Here is a 17,042-nt window from a genome sequence, read left to right as displayed (position 1 = left end):
GCTAGCTGTCTGCCGTTTAACAACTTGCACCATGCAAAAAGCCGCTATCAAATAACAGGTAGCGGCTTTTTTATATAGATATTTGCTTAGGGTTCTGTATAGATATGAGGCTTCAAAGCTTTCGAACAGTATCTATATTAAGTACAACTTTCCAAAAACTGACGAAGTACTTGGTTCACTTGATCAGGCTCTTCTACTGTCGATGTATGACCGGCGCCTTTGATAATAGCAAGCTTAGACCCAGCGATAGCAAAATGCATGCGTTCAGATTTGGCATAAGGCGTGGCGGCATCTTCATCCCCAACCACAATCAGTGTCGGCGTTTTAATTTCACCCAACTGCTCATAAGTACCTGTACGCTCAATCACACCCATTGTTGCTTTGACCACACCGCCCTTGCGATTGCTTTGTAGCATTGTTAGCCACTGCTTACGGTCAGATTTACGCAGCTTATCTGCCAAGAACGTACTGCCAAACATAATTGGCATTACCTTATTACTCACACGCTTCATACCTAACCAGCGAATCGCTTTAACCAGCTTGCGATACTGAGGTATATTTTTTGGATCTTCAGGGTCAGCAGAGGTTTCTAACAGCGTTAATGACAACAGCAACTCAGGGCGTTTGAGCGCGATACGTTGAGCCACGAACCCACCCATAGATAGCCCAACAAAGTGACATTTATCAATACCAAGCGCTGCAAGTAAACCAAGCGTATCGTCAGTCAGCGTCTCCATATCATAGCCAGATTTGGTAACTTGCGACTGACCTTGCCCGCGAAAATCAAAAGCAATACAACGATAATCTGTTTGAAAGTGTGCCACTTGCTTATCATACATCTGTGAGCTCCACAGTAGACCATGAGCAAATACGATAACGGGCTTTTGTGTGTCATTCGGTGCACTGTCTTCGTAATAAATATCAGCGTTATTTACAGTGATAGTTGGCATAACCACATCCTTGTTTGATCAATGAAAGTTCGAGCGTACCCTTGTGTCTTTTACGACTCTTTTACGCTCAACCTGGCATATTAGCATAATCCATTAGCCTCTTAGGTCATAGCCTTTTTACGAGCCAGTCGTTTTGTCTCATTAGCTAGCATCAGCTTTTACGATAGAATAGTAAAGTTTACCAGTATATAGATGTGTCTTAAGCGCCCACAAAACACGCTTTTATAATCATAGCAAGCTGCTATAGTAATCAGCATTGAACCATTTTTACCTTTATCTCAAAGTATTGTCATTGATACAGAATATTAAAACAGTCATTTAAAATAAGGAAATCTCAAATGTCACAGTCTCTCGTCGATTATCAAGTTGCAGAGCACATTGCTACCATTACCTTTAACGATCCAAAAAGCTTAAACGCTTTTGGCACACCCTTAAAAAACCAAGTCTTGATAGCGCTAGATAAAGCGGCCGCAGATGATCAAGTACGGGTGATTATTTTACAAGGGGCTGGTGGTAACTTCTCAAGCGGCGGCGATATTAAAGAGATGTTGTCTGAAGGATTAGACAAGGATATTGTTTCAAACAAATTAAGAGGTATGGTAGAAGGTGCAGGCGAAGTCAGCTTAAAATTACGTCATATACATAAGCCGATTATTGCTAAATTAGAAGGTGCCGTGGCAGGTGCTGGCATGAACTTGGCGCTTACTTGTGACTTCCGAATTGCCGCAGACAATGCAAAGTTTGTACAAGCGTTCGTTAATATTGGCCTAGTTCCAGATGCAGGTGGTATTTACTTATTAAACCAATTGGTTGGTGCAGCAAAAGCGACTGAGCTTGTAATGCTAGGTGATAAATTAAAAGCCGAAGACATGGCGCGCTTAAACCTAGTGAACAACGTGGTAAGTATTGACGAGCTAGACGCCACCGTACAAGCATTGGCGCTACGATTGAGCCAACTACCAGGCAAAGCGTTGGCAGCTATGAAAGAGAGCTTCAACGTACACGCCTTCGCTGGTTTGAGCGCGGCGTTAGATACGGAAGTAGAACAGCAGACCGTAATGGCAAAAACCGATGACTTTATCGAAGGGGTTAGCGCCTTTATCGAAAAGCGTAAGCCTGTATATCAAGGTAAGTAAGAAGATAAACAATGATGCTATCAAAAAAGGGCTGCCAATATGGTAGCCCTTTTTTTGTCAATACCTTTAATTAAGAAGCGGTCGCGGGTTTAGAATGGTGAGGTAAAGTAAATATCTTGTCAAAAATCAGAGTAAACGTAAACGTATAAACTAAGAAAAATAGCAGTAGCGCTACTTCCATCATAAAGGCTTTTACTAGACCAACATCGTACCAAATCATATATAGTGGCAAGCAGATCAACACCAGCCCACCTTCAAAACCAAAAGCATGAACACTGCGTATCCATAATGTGCGACGTACAATGCGCCTGCGACGTTCCCACGCTTCAAAAGCGGTATTATATATGAAGTTCCAAACGACGGCTGCTACCGACATCATTACGGCGATTGGTAAGGATTCTGATGCATCACTGTGACTGAGTTTCATCAATATAAGAGTAGATAAGATAATCGCGATAATTTCGAAAGCGGTCACATAAATTAAGCGACGTTTGAGCGGTGATAAGGTCATCAACCAAGACTCCAAAGCACCTGTATTTAAACAGCAAGGTGCATATCAAAGTATCGGTCCGTCCCGAGTTAGAAAAGATAAAGGAAGTGCAGAGCCACGGTTTCCGCCTGCATTTATATTATACATAAGATGGCATAAAAAATCAGCCTGTACATTTATACAGACGTAAGCCGTTTTATTAACGATTATCGCCTGTTTTAGCCGGACTATTTTGCTGGTAGACCCCATTTATTGGTTTCAGGCTTGGTATCACTCGCTAAAAATACCAGCAATATAATAGAGCCTATCAGTGGCACTATCCCTATCAAAAACCACCATCCTGAGCGGCTAGTATCATGCAAGCGGCGGATAGTCACGGCAAGACCAGGCAGAAATAAACCAAGTACTGCTACTATGTAAAATAAACCTGTCTCTGAGCTGAATATTATTGCGTCTAGCAGCATTGCAACGATCATCACCCCCATTTGCACTAGAAAAAAATACCAATACTCTTTACGGCGAGCACGGCCAGAAAAATTCGTGTAATTTCTCATACCCTTTTTAAACCAGTCAATGATGCCGTAATTTGCTTCAGCATTATGATTGTTAGCCATCGTAGATCCGGGCAATGGTGGCGGTGTCGCTTTATTGAGCTTGATATTATTTTCCATAGGGCTTTTTATCTCAGTCGTAAAAAGTAGAAATCGTCAGTTAACATTATTAATAATTGGCTTTGATTATAAATACTCAATAAAAGTTTGTAAATGAATACTACTTGTCTTGAAGCCATTAGCAAAAAACCCCGCATCATGACGATACGGGGGTTTTTTGTCTTACGTATAAAGTTTTTAGTATAAAGCTTCTAATTTTAAAAGCTTGTATACTCAAGATTAGGTCAACTGAGCAACGTTAATCTTATCTGCTTCTTCAGTATAGTCTTCCATACGGTCGAAGTTCATGTATTGATAGACTTCATCACCCATACTGTTTAGCATACCAGCATACTGCTGATACTCATCGTTAGTCGGCAATTTACCAAGTACCGCTGCGACTGCTGCAAGCTCTGCAGAAGCGAGGTATACGTTAGCGCCTTGACCTAGACGGTTCGGGAAGTTACGAGTTGAGGTCGATACGGCAGTAGATTTCGGTGCGATACGTGCTTGGTTACCCATACATAGTGAACAACCTGGCATTTCAGTACGAGCGCCAGCTTGTGCATAGATGTTGTAGTAACCCTCTTCCATCAACTGGCGTGCATCCATCTTAGTAGGTGGTGCAATCCATAGACGAGTCTTCAAGCTACCTGCTGGTACGTCTTGTAGCAATTTACCAGCGGCACGGAAGTGACCGATGTTAGTCATACATGAACCAATGAATACTTCATCAATCGTATCACCAGCCACGTCTGCTAGCGTTTTTGCATCATCTGGATCGTTCGGGCAGCAAAGGATCGGCTCTTTGATTTCGCTCATATCGATAGTGATGTCGATCGCGTATTCAGCATCATCGTCAGCACGCATGAGGCTTGGGTTAGCCAACCACTCTTGCATTTGCTCAACACGGCGGCTGATCGTACGTGCATCACCATAGCCTTCTGAAATCATCCACTTAAGCAGCGTGATGTTTGAGTTTAGGTACTCAGTCACTGACGCTTCAGACAAAGTGATGGTACAACCAGCAGCACTACGCTCAGCTGAGGCATCAGATAATTCAAATGCTTGCTCAGCGGTCAAATCTTCTAGGCCTTCGATTTCAAGAATACGGCCGTTGAACTCGTTGATTTTACCTTTCTTATCAACCGTCAAGTAACCTTCTTTGATCGCTTGATAAGGGATAGCATGTACTAGGTCACGTAGAGTGATACCAGCTTGACGCTCACCAACAAAACGAACACGAACAGATTCAGGCATATCAAGTGGCATTACACCAGTTGCAGCTGCGAAAGCAACTAGGCCAGAACCCGCTGGGAACGAGATACCCATTGGGAAACGAGTGTGCGAGTCACCACCAGTACCAACGGTATCTGGAAGTAGCATACGGTTAAGCCACGAGTGAATGATACCATCACCTGGACGTAAGCTTACGCCGCCACGGTTCATGATAAAGTCAGGTAGTGTGTGCTGAGTCTCAACGTCAACTGGCTTTGGATAAGCAGCAGTATGACAGAATGACTGCATCACTAGGTCTGCTTGGAAACCCAAACATGCCAAGTCTTTTAGCTCATCACGTGTCATTGGACCAGTGGTATCCTGAGAGCCGACAGTCGTCATCTTAGGCTCACAGTACATACCTGGACGTACGCCTGTCAGGCCACAAGCCTTACCAACCATTTTCTGTGCAAGCGTAAAGCCTTTACCAGTATCAGCTGGCTCTTCTGGCTTAGCAAAGATGTCTGAATGACCAAGGCCCATGTATTCACGAGCACGGTTAGTCAAACCACGACCAACGATTAATGGAATACGGCCGCCAGCACGAACTTCATCAAGCAATGTTGGTGAATTTAGTGAGAACGTTGATAGAACTTCATCAGAGTCATGCTTAGTGATTTTGCCTTCGTACGGATAGATGTCAAATACATCGCCCATGTTTAGGTTATCAACTGCAACTTTTTCGATTGGCAATGCGCCAGAATCTTCCATCGTGTTGAAGAAGATAGGAGCGATATTGTTACCAAGTACTAGACCGCCGCCACGTTTGTTTGGCACGTTAGGGATATCTTCACCCATCAACCACAATACTGAGTTGGTTGCAGACTTACGGCTAGAACCAGTACCAACAACATCACCAACATAGGCTAGCGGATGGCCTTTTTCTTTAAGCGCTTCGATTTGCTTCATTGGGCCAACAACGCCCTCTTCGTCAGCATTGATGCCGTCGCGAGAGTTTTTGTGCATGGCTAGTGAATGTAATGGGATATCAGGACGGCTCCATGCGTCTTGCGCAGGTGATAAGTCATCCGTGTTGGTCTCGCCAGTGACTTTAAACGTCGTGTAAGTGGTTTTCTTTGGTACTTCAGCACGGTTCAAGAACCATTCTGCGTCAGCCCAAGACTGAATCACTTCTTTAGCAATAGTGTTGCCAGCTTCTGCTTTTTCAGTCACGTCATTGAACGCGTCAAATACTAGCAAAGTTTTCTTTAATGCTTCAGCAGCGTCTTGTGCAACTTCGCTATCATCTAGTGCAGCAACTAGTGGCTGAACGTTGTAGCCACCTTGCATAGTGCCTAGAATTTCAACAGCTTTTTGCTTGCTGATAAGTGGTGATGATGTTTCACCCTTTAAGATAGCAGCCAAAAATGCCGCTTTAACGTATGCTGCTTGGTCAACACCAGCAGGGATACGGTTTTCTAATAGGTTCATCAAGAACGCATCTTCGCCTGCAGGCGGGTTCTTTAATAATTCAACCAACTCTACTACTTGTTTCTCATTTAGTGGTAGGGGTACAGTTCCTAGCTCAGCACGTTCTTCGACATGTTTACGATAAGCTTCTAACACAATAGTCGTCCTCGTCAGTTGGGGTGTAGCACATTACGTGGGTAGTCAGCATGACTGCCTGCGTCTATATACTATATGAAATAATTATCCGTGCAATCATAGCTTAAAACGCTTTAAATGTTAATGGCTCAGCCCTGAAAAGGCGCATAGTAAGGCCATATTGAACATTTATTATAAAAATAGTGCCATCAATAATATGATTGTAGCGCTCATTATAACTGGCATTTGCCTGATTACGCTTATCAATAAGTACTTGCTTTATGACTGAGCAGACACCATATGACTGATATACGATTTTGTAAGAAACAACTTCGATAAAATCTCGCTTAAAAAAATGTAGCAACTTCGATTTATTAACAGTCGATTGATTAGCAGTCGATTTGGTAAAAACATCTTGGTAAAACATTAAGGACGATAATATGACTGATAGCAATACGGACAACAATACTAACTATGACAATGGTCTCAAGGTACGCACTGAGGTCATGGGTGAGCAGCATGTCAAACGCTCGCTTGATGCGGCTACAGGATTTACCCAGCCACTGCAAGACTGGATTATTGAGCATGCTTGGGGCAGCACTTGGCAAGATGACTCAGTATTACCACGCAAGTATCGCTCATTAATCACTATTGCCTTTTTAATTGCCCAAAAAAGCCCAAACGAGTTGAAAGGTCATATACGCGGTGCCATTAACAACGGGGCTAGTGTCGCCGAGATTAGAGAAGTGCTCATGCATAGCTTGCCGTACTGCGGTGCACCTGCTACTCAAGAAGCGTTTCGCGCCGCCATAGATATACTGAATGAGTTAGAAATTAATATAGATATTTAAAACTATGGTCGTCCGAGCAATCATAGTAATCTTAACAATATTGTTTAAAAATTGACGACCAAATTTCTGCTATAATATCTGCACTCATAAAACATTCTGATAATTCCATAAACCCTTATAATATAAAGGGTTAAGAGATAACTCCATTATGACAACTGCCGTACAAACACATGTACCTGCTGCTAAGGCCAAACCAAAAAAAGCCATCCAAGGCGAAAAGCTGCGTGGCTATGACAAAGTTGCCCGTATCCCAATTAAGGTGATCCCGACTGTCGAGGCAAAGAAAAAGCCTGATTGGATTCGGGTAAAAATGTCCTCGCCTGCTGAAGTCGCTCGTATCAAAGCAACCTTGCGTGAGCAAAAGCTTTATACCGTCTGTGAAGAAGCAGCCTGCCCTAACCTGCCACAGTGCTTCGCTGATGGTACAGCCACCTTTATGATTATGGGTGATATCTGTACGCGTCGCTGCCCATTCTGTGATGTAGGCCATGGTCGCCCTAATGAGCTAGACAAAGATGAGCCGCGTCATACCGCTGAGACGATTCAAGGCCTACAGCTTAAGTATGCCGTAATCACCTCTGTCGATCGTGACGATCTAAAAGACGGCGGTGCTGGACACTTTGTGGAAGTCCTAAACGAGTCAAGAGCCCTTAGCCCAAACTGCTTGATTGAAATCCTAGTACCAGATTTCCGTGGCCGTATGGATATTGCATTGGATTTATTGACAGAGACTGCACCAGATGTGTTTAACCACAACATCGAAACGGTGCCACGTTTATACAAAGCTTTCCGTCCAGGTTCTGACTATCAGCATTCGCTAGATTTGCTTAAGATTTATAAAGAGCGTCGTCCTGATATCGCCACCAAGTGCGGCTTTATGGTTGGCCTTGGTGAGACCGAAGAAGAGATCTATGCCCTACTCGATGATCTAAAAGCTCATGATGTAGATATGATCACTATCGGTCAGTATCTACAGCCTAGTAAAAACCACGCGCCTGTCGATCGTTATGTCCATCCAGACGAGTTCCAACGCTATATGGACTACGGTAAAAAGATTGGCTTCTTTAGTATTTGGGCAGGTCCAATGGTACGCTCAAGCTACTTTGCAGATCGTCAGTACTATGGCGAAGATTGCCCAGCACCTATCCGTAGTAAAAAAGCGCTAGAAGCTGAAGGTAAACTTGGCTGCTAATTTAGCAATCAAGTGAGATGAAAGTAATTGTGAAGAACAGCCGCTAAGAACAGTAGCTAAGACAGTTATTACGACATCTCGAGAATATTAAAAAGGGTGAATAACAGATTTGTTATTCACCCTTTTTTTAGCTTTATTAGACTTACGAAGGATTCAAATCCAACGCTTTACACGGTTAAAGTTGGCGTTGGCTTTCCAGCTGTTTTTATATTGAATGCAGCAATACCAAGGACAATAATACCACCTGCAATACCAGTCGTAATCTCAGGATAAATCAATAGTAAAGCACCAATAGCTAAGATGACACGAGTTACCGTATTCATACCGCCTCTGAAGTAGCCTTCAAGTGCTGAGCTCAGCGCAATGACACCCGTCACCGAAGTCACTACCACTGTAATGATATCTACAATAGGTGGCAGCGGGAAATCTTTTGCCGTAACTGCTAAACCGGTTGGATCTATCATCAACATCGTTGGATTATAGATAAACATAAACGGCACGATGAATCCTGCGAGGGCAAGCTTGAGGGACAAGAACCCTGTTTTCATCGGATCTCCACCGGATATACCTGCACCCGCAAAGGCTGCAAGACACACAGGCGGTGTAATATTGGCAAAGATACCAAAATAGAAAACAAACATGTGCGCTGACAAGATTGGAATATCAAAACCGGCCAATGCTGGTGCAGCCATCGTCGCCGTAATGATATAGGCAGGAATAGATGGTAGCCCCATGCCCAAAACCATTGATGCCAACATCGTTAAGATAAGGGTAAAGAATAGCGATCCTGCGCCTAATGTAACGATAGAGGATGTCATCACCGTACCAAAACTGGTCAGACTCACAACCCCAATGATAATACCAACGACCGCACAAGCAGCCATGACCGCTAATGACTGGCGCGCACCATCTTCTAATGCACCCAAAATATCAGAAAAGCTCATGCGCGTTTCGGCACGTAGCATACTGATCACAACGGTAAAGCCAATGGTATAAGCTGCTGCATATCCCACAGGTACGTTTCTGATTAATAAGAAAATCAAGAAGACAATCGGCAATAGCATATGACCGCGGGCTTTCAATACCTCTTTGACCGCTGGTAAATTTTCTTTAGCAATACCTTTTAGATCGCGACGTCCAGCGCGGAAATGCACCTGCGCAATGACGCCTAAATAGTATAGTATTGCTGGCAATAATGCTGCTAAGGCAATCGTACTATACGGCAAGCCTGTTGTTTCAGCCATAATAAAGGCACTGGCACCCATAATCGGAGGCAAAATCTGTCCGCCAACCGAAGCACTGGCCTCAACTGCACCCGCGAAATCTTTGTGATAGCCGACCTTTTTCATCAATGGAATGGTAAAGGCACCTGTACTAACCACATTTGATAAAGCTGAGCCGTTGATACTGCCCATAAAGCCACTAGAGATAACCGCTACTTTTGCAGGGCCGCCTTTTTTATGACCGGCGATGGCTAGTGCCAAATCATTGAACAGCTGCCCCATTCCCGAGCGTGCTAAGAACGCGCCAAAGAGAATGAATAGGAAAATAAACGTGACCGAGGCACCAATCGCAACAGAGTACAAACCTTCTGTTTTTAAGAATAATTGACCAAAGATATCACCCATATCATAAGGGCGAGTCAAAAGCCTGTCAGGCATAAAGTCTAAATGACTGACAAATGGATAGGCCAAAAATATGCCGGCCAAGATTGGCAAAATCCAACCAGTGATACGGCGACTGCCTTCTAGTACGCAGACTACCGTAATCAAGGAAAATATCACATCGACCTGATTAGCCATACCGCCACGCGAGGTCACGATATCTTGATATTCATAAATGAGATAGCCCATACCGGATAGAGACAGGGCAAACCAAATCCAGTCATACCATGCCACTCGCTTGCGACTGCTTTTTTTGCTGGCTGGAAAAATTAGGAATATCAATGCAAAACCAACACCCACGTGTACAGAGCGCTGTAACAGTGCTGGCATTGGATTAAAAGTAATATATAAATGAAACAGTGAATAGAGTATACAAATGCCAGCAATAAAATATTTTACTGGTCCTTGAGTGATATGACGCGTGATTGACTCTCGGTCATATTTTTCCAATACTGCTCGATTGACCGCATCCGCCTCAGCATCGTTATCAACTTGAACATCTGGCATGGTAGTCACACTACCTTGATCCGTCACTTGGGAGTTCATGACAAAAGTCCTTTTTAAATCTATCAATTAAATCATACGTCTTAGGCATGATCACCACTTCAGAATAGTCTGGCACCCACTGGTGAATCAAGAAACGATGACCACCATAATCCATTTCACCTTTGGTCAGTCTAGATACGACCCAATTAAGGCGAGGCAGTTTTTCGTTGATTTGATAACCCAGATAGCCAGGCTTTTGTATAGGAGCGAGCATTTCGGTGGAGGGTGTCCCTGCACCGAACGCTTCAAAATAGGTCGTGGTCAGTAACAGCTCCGCACCTGCTGTACTGCTGCCGTCTATGCGTTGATACTGCTCTTCCCACCACTGTTTTTCTACAGAATGTATCCAACGTAGCTGAAAATCAGGCTCAGTGAAGTAACAAACCTTATCATCAGCACCGTCTACGCCTGCGACTCGCACTTCAACGACAGACTGAAGCGTAGAGCCTAACCATAGCGTAAAAAAAACCAGCGCTGCAATAAATGCCGCGCCAGTTGATAACCATAATGAATTACTTGGCTGCTTGTTCGTCATAGTACTTTTTAGCTCCAGGATGGATTGGGGCTACCATGCCATCACGAGCAGTTTCTAGACTGATATCATTGGCCGCTTGGTGAGCTGTTTTTAGACCATCTAAATTATCGAACAATGCTTTGGTTAGTTTATAACCATCCGCTTCAGATAGATCAGAGCTAACCAATAATGCATTCATGATTGCAGCAGTTGGTACGGCTGTTTCGTTGCCATAAGTGCCAGCAGGAATCTCAAAGGTTTTGAAGTAAGGCTTGGTCGCGATGATTTCTTTTAGCTTGTCTTGGTTGATAGTGACAATCTGTAAATCTAAGCCTTGCTCTAACTCCATCAAAGATGAATTTGGTAGGCCACTACTAAAGAATGCCGCTTCGATCTTACCTGCTTTCATACCATCAGCAGCTTCAGCAAAGCCTAGATAATCAACGGTGACATCATCATATGTGATACCAAACCCTTCAAGTAAAGTACGAGCATTGACTTCTGTACCAGAACCTTGATCACCTACCGCAATACGCTTGCCTCGTAAATCTTCAATGTTTTTGATACCAGATTTTTTCGAGGTCACGATTTGCACGACATTAGGGTACAAAACAGCAATCTGTTGAATGTTAGTGATTGGCTGCTCAAAGTTGTTTTCACCTTCGACAGCATCTGTCACTACGTCACTTAGTGCCAAGACCATGTCGACCTTGCCTTGGGTCAATAGATTGACGTTTTCGACTGATGCGCCAGTGGTTTGAGTTTTTGAGTTTACGCCAAAGGTTTTGACATAGACTTCAGACAATGAAGTACCAATGATGTTGTAAGGGCCAGACGCACCGCCAGTAGCGATGGTCAAAAACTTAGTATCAAGCTTATCTGCTGCAGTATCTGTTGCCGCGCTATCTGCAGATGCAGTATCACTGCCCTCTGAGCTTGGAGATGAGCATGCGGTTAGACCTAGCGCAGCACTCAACATAGCTGACAAAAGTAATGGGGATTTTAAAGAATTAAGCATTGAATTCATCCTTGAAGTGGTCGATTTTGTACGTTTAACAATATCCGTATTTATACATAAATACGTTACAGACGAGTAATAATATAGTAATTCCGCCAACAAATAAACCTTAGCTTACTTTCTCTTTTTCTTTCAATACCTTATATTTAAAGCTATTAGAGAAAATATATGTCATTCATTAATTGAGCTAATATATACGTATGTTTTGCTATGCGAAACAAAGTTTCATTTAATAAATATTAAAACAAAATTTGTTGCTATTGTAAACCTTTATCGATATGTAAAAAATATTGTCATATCGCATTATTTCTTAGGAATTTTTAGATATAGCAAATTAATAAGAATTCTCGATTTATAACTATAAGGACAAAAGTTCTGCTATATTTTATCTGAGCTATTTTTTGGTTCAGAATATTACATGGCGCTAGTCTGTATCTCTCTTTTATTAATCTACTCGGATAGTCCTTATGACAATACCTCACACGGAAGTACTGGCAACGTTATCTGCTGATCTTGCTATCATCGGTGGCAGCGGTCTCTACCAAATGTCATCACTGACCAACAAACGCAGTGTAACGATACAGACGCCTTATGGCAGTCCATCTGATGATATTGTCTTAGGTGAACTTGAGGGAGTGACCGTTGCTTTTTTGACGAGGCATGGTCAGGGTCATAGACTGACCCCGTCCGAAGTGCCGTATCGAGCCAATATCTATGCGCTAAAAACGCTTGGGGTACGCTATATCGTATCCGTATCAGCAGTTGGTTCATTGCAAGCGCATCTTAAGCCATTAGATATGGTCGTGCCTGATCAAATGATCGATATGACCAAGCAGAGAGTGAGTACCTTCTTTGGTGAGGGTGCCGTCGCCCATGTATCTATGGCTGACCCGCTTTGTCCTGCTCTAGCAGAACTCTTGACGCGTGCTTATGAACAAGCAGATATTATAGAAGGTAGCAGTCATTCTAAGGCAACTTATGTCTGCATCGAAGGGCCTCAATTCTCAACTCGAGCAGAGTCAGAATGGTATCGTCAGATGCAGGCAGATATTATTGGCATGACCAATATGCCAGAAGCCAAATTGGCACGTGAAGCCAGTATTGCTTATGCCACGTTAGCTCTGGTGACAGACTTCGACTGCTGGCATCCGACGGAAGAAGCCGTTAGTGCCGACTATGCTATACAGAACCTAATGAAAAATGCGGACAATGCTCAAAAAGTGATACGAGAAGCTGTTGCTTTGATTGCCGCTGAACTACCTGAGTCAATCGCTCACAATGCCCTCGCCCAAGCATTGATCACGCCTATAGATGCGATGGACGAGCATACCAAGATTAGACTGGCCGCCTTGCTACCTTAGACAATAAAAAGTGGTTGAATAGACGTTTATCTGAAATAAAGATAGCAAGAGAAACGTTATAATACTATGCATATAAAAAAAGGGCCGTTATATGAATTAACGGCCCTTTTTGTGGTTTTAATCTGTATATTTAGAACGTATGCTAACTATCTCTCTTTAGTATCAACAACAACCACCTGCACCAGATGCCAGCATCATAGGTTGATTAAATGGCAGTAGCTCACCGCAACCCGCAAAAATACCGTAATGGCGACTGTCATCACCGATAAACTCAAAATGCGTCGCGAAGCGCGATTCTTGCAGCATTCTAAACGTATTGCCACATACTGGGAATACCCGACCAGCTTCGATAGCATGATGTTTATCTAAATCAAACCGATGCGGTGACTGCTCGATAGTTCCTTTATATATCACCGCTTGTCCGTGATCTTCGCAAGCATCCTCAAGCGAGTCGATTTTAAATAAGCGGTAAGTCGCAGAGAAAAACTGAATATCACCAATTTTGGCTGCTAAAGCAGGATCTGTAATCTCAAGTGGGCGATCTTCAACCAGACGTATGTCTAAGAAACCTGCATCTCGTGACAAACGGTTAAAATCCTTCCAATACAATGCACCGCTCAAACATTCGCCATATAAAACGGGATCATCGATTAAGTGTTGCGGGATACGGCGATCAGCATAGACGTCAGAAAAATAAAACTCCCCACCAGGTTTCAGCAAACGCTGCACACTGGCCATAACTGCAGCTTTATCTGGTGATAAATTGATAACGCAGTTTGAGACGATAATATCAAAGCTATTAGCCTCAAGGTCTAGTTCATCTAGTTTCTCGATATAGCCATGTAAAAATGTCACATTATCATAGCCAAACTTATCGACATGATAGGCTTGATGCTGTTTGGCAACGGCTAGCTGCTCATCGGTCATATCAACACCGACTACGTGCCCACTCTCACCAACCAGTTGCGCCAATGCGTAAACATCTCGGCCTGAACCACTGCCCAAGTCTAAAATTCGGCAGCCCTCAAGCAGTGCTGGACATACCAGACCACAGCCGTAATAACGATTCAATACCTCATCGTGAATATTTGCGAGTAAGGGCTTGAGCCACTCAGGCATATTGCTGATATCACAACAAGCCGAAGTCTTTAAATCATCGGTACTCTGTAACTCTTTGCCATAGTAATTTTGTACGACGTCATGCATAACAATATCCTTATTGAATGTACCATCCAGTTGAAAGTATTAGGGCGTGTCCTCATTTTAAAAATGGTGATAAAAATGAGATAAATTGCAGTCAAACAAGGAAAATGGCGCAGATAATATCGAGATATTAGTCAGCTATTTGACGCCGTTTGGCAAGATTTAGCCATTTTTAACCCATTTAGATAACTATCGATTGAATTGAGGACACGCCCTAGTAAATCATCTTAGAATATACAACTACGTTGGTGAGTTTATTAATCCATTTTTCAATGAAGCGTTATCAGCTATTATCGACCTTAATATTGACGTGAGAATCTAACCAGCCTGACGGCAAATGTACTAGATCTTCAGGCTCATCAATGTCATGTAACGGTGTTAACAATGCCAATGTCCAACCCAAATCCGCCACATGCTGCTTGGTCACAGTGGCCACACTAGCCGTACTCCAAACAATGTCCGAAAACAAGCTTGCATCAACCTCTCTAAATCCTAACAGTACATAACCACCATCAGTCGCTGGAATCATGACCACATCCTGTTGATTTAGCTGCTGTACCGCTGTCTGAATACATCCTGACGTAAGACTAGGACAGTCCGTACCAATTAACACAACCTTTTTAAAACGTTGCAATGCTTGCTGACTGGCTATCAACATACGCAAACCCAAATCACCATCGGCCTGAGCAGACCAGCGCAACGAGTTGGGCAAATCAAGCGCCTGCCAGCATGGATCTGTTGGTGCTGGACTCACACATAACTCAACGGAAAACCCCGTATCAACGGCCTGATCAATACTATGCAGTAATAGTTGCCTTGCCATACGTGCAGCGCCATCTATACCCAGTGCTGGCTGTAAGCGGGTTTTTGCCTTATTGCGCGCTGGATATTTTGCAAAAAGAAGGATACAGGTATCTTGCTGTCTTGCAGATGAATCATCTGTCACTATAACTGTCTCTCAATTGGTCAAATGCATCAGTACGAGTTTGTTTTCGCTCTTACCTACCATGTTTATAAAATAAACAATCTCACTGCTTATAGTAGCGTTGATTTAAAACGTCAGGCGATACTCTGCGCCAATAATCAAAGCGCAAATGCCACATCAAAAAAATCGTCCGCCACGTGCCATGCTGCTGCCAACGCCGCGCTGAAGTCGTGACTTTACTTTTTAGACAAGCTGGTCGAGCAATTCGCTTGAGCCGCTTACACAGTTCGATATCTTCCATCAATGGCTGATCAGGATAGCCACCAATCTGCTCGAATATGGATTTTTTGATAAAAATTGCTTGATCGCCAGTGGCGATACTCATTAAGCGTGAGCGCTGATTTATCATGAACCCGACGATTTTTAACAATGGCTCACAGCTGTCTAAGCGCACATCGAATCGTCCCCAGTCATACTGAACTATTGCTTGTTGAACGTTATTTATCGCGTCAGCAGGCAGCTCGGTATCAGCATGTAAAAATAGCAGCACGTCACCTGTTGCTAATATAGCGCCCGCATTCATTTGCTGAGCGCGTCCTACGGTAGATTCGATAATATGCCAATCAATGATTGATTGAGCAATCTCTATACTTTCGAGCACACTTTTGGCGATAGCAACCGAACCATCCACTGAACCACCATCGACCAATATCACTTGCTGCGGTGCTGGATCGAGACGGACAATATGAGCCATAAGCTCAGGCAAGTTGTCCGCTTCATTTAATAATGGAACAATAATTGATAGGTTCAATGGATATACCGTCACATGAATCAGCGATTAAGATTAAAAACTGGCTTATTTCTTATTCAAATTCCAGTTATAATCGGTATAGCTTATTTTTATCTTGCCTTGTTTGAGATCCGCTGTCTGAGCTTTACTCAATCCTAATGACGAGCTATAACGACCCAAAAACCCTGCCAAATCTTTTGTGCCGCGCCAGTTGGTTGCAAAGTCTTCTTTATACCATTTAAAAATCGGTGACACTCTTAACGTATCGCCTTTGAGACTGTTACGGCTACTGTCTGCTAAAAATTTAGACGTTGCCTGCTCTAATTGACTGTCTAAACGCTTGCCAGTAAAGGCATCATCTTGCAATGCAGGGCAACCGATACTGGCACAATTGACCGCAAAGTGAATACGCGGATCGTTGTAGCGTTTAGAACCACGAATCAGATTGTGCTCGATATCATCAAGTGAGCGCGTCTTACCAAGTAGCGAAACAAACTCTTGCTTCCATGGTGACCCAAACAGTCCGCCGATATCTTTGATAGATTTGACGTTTGGATATTTCGTCAATACCAAATCAACCGTACCAGCGTTATAAACGTTGATTAAAAATGCCAACTGCTCGTTTTTACTCCAACGATTGAACTCTGATTGAGATACCTTGCTCGTCGCTTCTAGATAGCTTGTCAGCTTACTTTGATCTGCTTTCATGCCAGCATAATTGACCACTGAAGCTTTGCCACCGTTGGTCATGGTCACATGCTTATTTAATAGGCTATCCCAGCTCTGATGGTTAAAGTCAGCATGAGCGGCCACACTTGCTAATAAAATAGTCGTGGCAATCACTGGCTGGGCGAAAAATGTCTTCGCTGAAAAGTTAAATACTGACATAAGGCTTACTCCGTTTACACTGATTGTTTTTTATTTATGTT

15 protein-coding genes are annotated in these 17,042 nt (G+C 43.2%); 4 read left to right on the top strand and 11 right to left on the bottom strand.

The features are described 5' to 3' along the window. Positions 1 to 137: 137 nt before the first annotated feature. Positions 138 to 950 (bottom strand): alpha/beta fold hydrolase, encoded by an 813-nt coding sequence (locus B2863_RS13840; RefSeq protein WP_296211569.1) that lies wholly within the window; start codon positions 948 to 950, stop codon positions 138 to 140. 338 nt (positions 951 to 1,288) lie between these two features. Here B2863_RS13840 and B2863_RS13835 point away from each other — a divergent pair, with 338 nt between their 5' ends. Then, positions 1,289 to 2,086: an enoyl-CoA hydratase/isomerase family protein gene (locus tag B2863_RS13835; RefSeq protein ID WP_296211567.1), complete on the top strand. Its 798-nt coding sequence runs from the start codon at positions 1,289 to 1,291 to the stop codon at positions 2,084 to 2,086. 70 nt (positions 2,087 to 2,156) lie between these two features. Here B2863_RS13835 and B2863_RS13830 read toward each other — a convergent pair whose 3' ends face one another. The 3 genes from B2863_RS13830 to acnB all read right to left on the bottom strand — a co-directional run bounded on the left by B2863_RS13830 (position 2,157) and on the right by acnB (position 6,070). Next, a complete protein-coding gene (locus tag B2863_RS13830) occupies positions 2,157 to 2,597 on the bottom strand; it encodes a PACE efflux transporter (protein WP_160020982.1) in 441 nt (146 codons plus the stop codon). Positions 2,598 to 2,803: 206 nt separating this feature from the next. After that, the gene (locus tag B2863_RS13825; protein ID WP_290164513.1) at positions 2,804 to 3,247 is read right to left on the bottom strand and encodes a DUF805 domain-containing protein; all 444 of its coding nucleotides are present in this window, start codon (positions 3,245 to 3,247) and stop codon (positions 2,804 to 2,806) included. Positions 3,248 to 3,466: 219 nt separating this feature from the next. Next, positions 3,467 to 6,070: a bifunctional aconitate hydratase 2/2-methylisocitrate dehydratase gene (gene acnB / locus B2863_RS13820; RefSeq protein WP_057760857.1), complete on the bottom strand. Its 2,604-nt coding sequence runs from the start codon at positions 6,068 to 6,070 to the stop codon at positions 3,467 to 3,469. Between the two features lie 419 nt (positions 6,071 to 6,489). Here acnB and B2863_RS13815 point away from each other — a divergent pair, with 419 nt between their 5' ends. Together B2863_RS13815 and lipA are read left to right on the top strand one after the other, a co-directional pair. Further along, complete coding sequence (locus tag B2863_RS13815; protein ID WP_296211563.1) at positions 6,490 to 6,900, top strand: carboxymuconolactone decarboxylase family protein; 411 nt, start codon at positions 6,490 to 6,492, stop codon at positions 6,898 to 6,900. Positions 6,901 to 7,048: 148 nt separating this feature from the next. Beyond that, positions 7,049 to 8,092, top strand: coding sequence for a lipoyl synthase (lipA, locus tag B2863_RS13810; protein ID WP_057760861.1), 1,044 nt, complete (start codon positions 7,049 to 7,051; stop codon positions 8,090 to 8,092). 167 nt (positions 8,093 to 8,259) lie between these two features. Here lipA and B2863_RS13805 read toward each other — a convergent pair whose 3' ends face one another. From B2863_RS13805 to B2863_RS13795, 3 genes are read right to left on the bottom strand one after another with little or no spacing between them, the layout of a single operon-like run. Continuing rightward, complete coding sequence (locus B2863_RS13805; protein ID WP_296211829.1) at positions 8,260 to 10,263, bottom strand: TRAP transporter permease; 2,004 nt, start codon at positions 10,261 to 10,263, stop codon at positions 8,260 to 8,262. Positions 10,264 to 10,273: 10 nt separating this feature from the next. Further along, the gene (locus B2863_RS13800; RefSeq protein WP_102092356.1) at positions 10,274 to 10,837 is read right to left on the bottom strand and encodes a DUF1850 domain-containing protein; all 564 of its coding nucleotides are present in this window, start codon (positions 10,835 to 10,837) and stop codon (positions 10,274 to 10,276) included. Continuing rightward, positions 10,815 to 11,834 (bottom strand): TAXI family TRAP transporter solute-binding subunit, encoded by a 1,020-nt coding sequence (locus B2863_RS13795; protein WP_296211560.1) that lies wholly within the window; start codon positions 11,832 to 11,834, stop codon positions 10,815 to 10,817. The genes B2863_RS13800 and B2863_RS13795 overlap by 23 nt, the downstream gene beginning before the upstream one ends. Before the next feature lie 467 nt (positions 11,835 to 12,301). Between B2863_RS13795 and mtnP the strand changes: the two genes are divergently transcribed. After that, positions 12,302 to 13,195 carry an S-methyl-5'-thioadenosine phosphorylase gene (gene mtnP, locus B2863_RS13790; protein ID WP_296211558.1) on the top strand — a complete coding sequence of 298 codons (894 nt, stop codon included), beginning with the start codon at positions 12,302 to 12,304 and terminating at the stop codon, positions 13,193 to 13,195. 162 nt (positions 13,196 to 13,357) lie between these two features. On the opposite strand, the gene B2863_RS13785 is transcribed toward mtnP, so the two are convergent. The 4 genes from B2863_RS13785 to B2863_RS13770 all read right to left on the bottom strand — a co-directional run bounded on the left by B2863_RS13785 (position 13,358) and on the right by B2863_RS13770 (position 17,001). Next, the gene (locus tag B2863_RS13785) at positions 13,358 to 14,401 is read right to left on the bottom strand and encodes a methyltransferase domain-containing protein (RefSeq protein ID WP_296211555.1); all 1,044 of its coding nucleotides are present in this window, start codon (positions 14,399 to 14,401) and stop codon (positions 13,358 to 13,360) included. Between the two features lie 280 nt (positions 14,402 to 14,681). Beyond that, positions 14,682 to 15,344 (bottom strand): TIGR04282 family arsenosugar biosynthesis glycosyltransferase, encoded by a 663-nt coding sequence (locus tag B2863_RS13780; RefSeq protein WP_296211553.1) that lies wholly within the window; start codon positions 15,342 to 15,344, stop codon positions 14,682 to 14,684. An 82-nt stretch (positions 15,345 to 15,426) separates the two neighbouring features. After that, positions 15,427 to 16,134: a TIGR04283 family arsenosugar biosynthesis glycosyltransferase gene (locus B2863_RS13775; RefSeq protein ID WP_296211551.1), complete on the bottom strand. Its 708-nt coding sequence runs from the start codon at positions 16,132 to 16,134 to the stop codon at positions 15,427 to 15,429. A gap of 45 nt (positions 16,135 to 16,179) precedes the next feature. Further along, positions 16,180 to 17,001, bottom strand: a complete 822-nt coding sequence (locus tag B2863_RS13770) for a DUF547 domain-containing protein (protein ID WP_160020971.1) — start codon at positions 16,999 to 17,001, stop codon at positions 16,180 to 16,182. Positions 17,002 to 17,042: the final 41 nt, after the last annotated feature.

Origin of the sequence: Psychrobacter sp. UBA3480, from assembly GCF_002377945.1 — a bacterium.
In the GTDB taxonomy this organism is placed as follows: domain Bacteria; phylum Pseudomonadota; class Gammaproteobacteria; order Pseudomonadales; family Moraxellaceae; genus Psychrobacter.
Note: the sequence above shows the minus strand (reverse complement) of the source record. Positions and strands in the feature narration are given on the sequence as shown.

Excerpts from the sequence above, each read along its gene's own strand:
- B2863_RS13795 (WP_296211560.1), bottom strand. The coding sequence starts at position 11,834 with ATGCTTAATTCTTTAAAATCCCCATTACTTTTGTCAGCTATGTTGAGT.
- B2863_RS13835 (WP_296211567.1), top strand. The coding sequence starts at position 1,289 with ATGTCACAGTCTCTCGTCGATTATCAAGTTGCAGAGCACATTGCTACC.
- B2863_RS13830 (WP_160020982.1), bottom strand. The coding sequence starts at position 2,597 with ATGACCTTATCACCGCTCAAACGTCGCTTAATTTATGTGACCGCTTTC.
- B2863_RS13825 (WP_290164513.1), bottom strand. The coding sequence starts at position 3,247 with ATGGAAAATAATATCAAGCTCAATAAAGCGACACCGCCACCATTGCCC.
- B2863_RS13815 (WP_296211563.1), top strand. The coding sequence starts at position 6,490 with ATGACTGATAGCAATACGGACAACAATACTAACTATGACAATGGTCTC.
- lipA (WP_057760861.1), top strand. The coding sequence starts at position 7,049 with ATGACAACTGCCGTACAAACACATGTACCTGCTGCTAAGGCCAAACCA.
- B2863_RS13770 (WP_160020971.1), bottom strand. The coding sequence starts at position 17,001 with ATGTCAGTATTTAACTTTTCAGCGAAGACATTTTTCGCCCAGCCAGTG.
- B2863_RS13785 (WP_296211555.1), bottom strand. The coding sequence starts at position 14,401 with ATGCATGACGTCGTACAAAATTACTATGGCAAAGAGTTACAGAGTACC.
- B2863_RS13805 (WP_296211829.1), bottom strand. The coding sequence starts at position 10,263 with ATGCCAGATGTTCAAGTTGATAACGATGCTGAGGCGGATGCGGTCAAT.
- mtnP (WP_296211558.1), top strand. The coding sequence starts at position 12,302 with ATGACAATACCTCACACGGAAGTACTGGCAACGTTATCTGCTGATCTT.
- B2863_RS13840 (WP_296211569.1), bottom strand. The coding sequence starts at position 950 with ATGCCAACTATCACTGTAAATAACGCTGATATTTATTACGAAGACAGT.
- B2863_RS13800 (WP_102092356.1), bottom strand. The coding sequence starts at position 10,837 with ATGACGAACAAGCAGCCAAGTAATTCATTATGGTTATCAACTGGCGCG.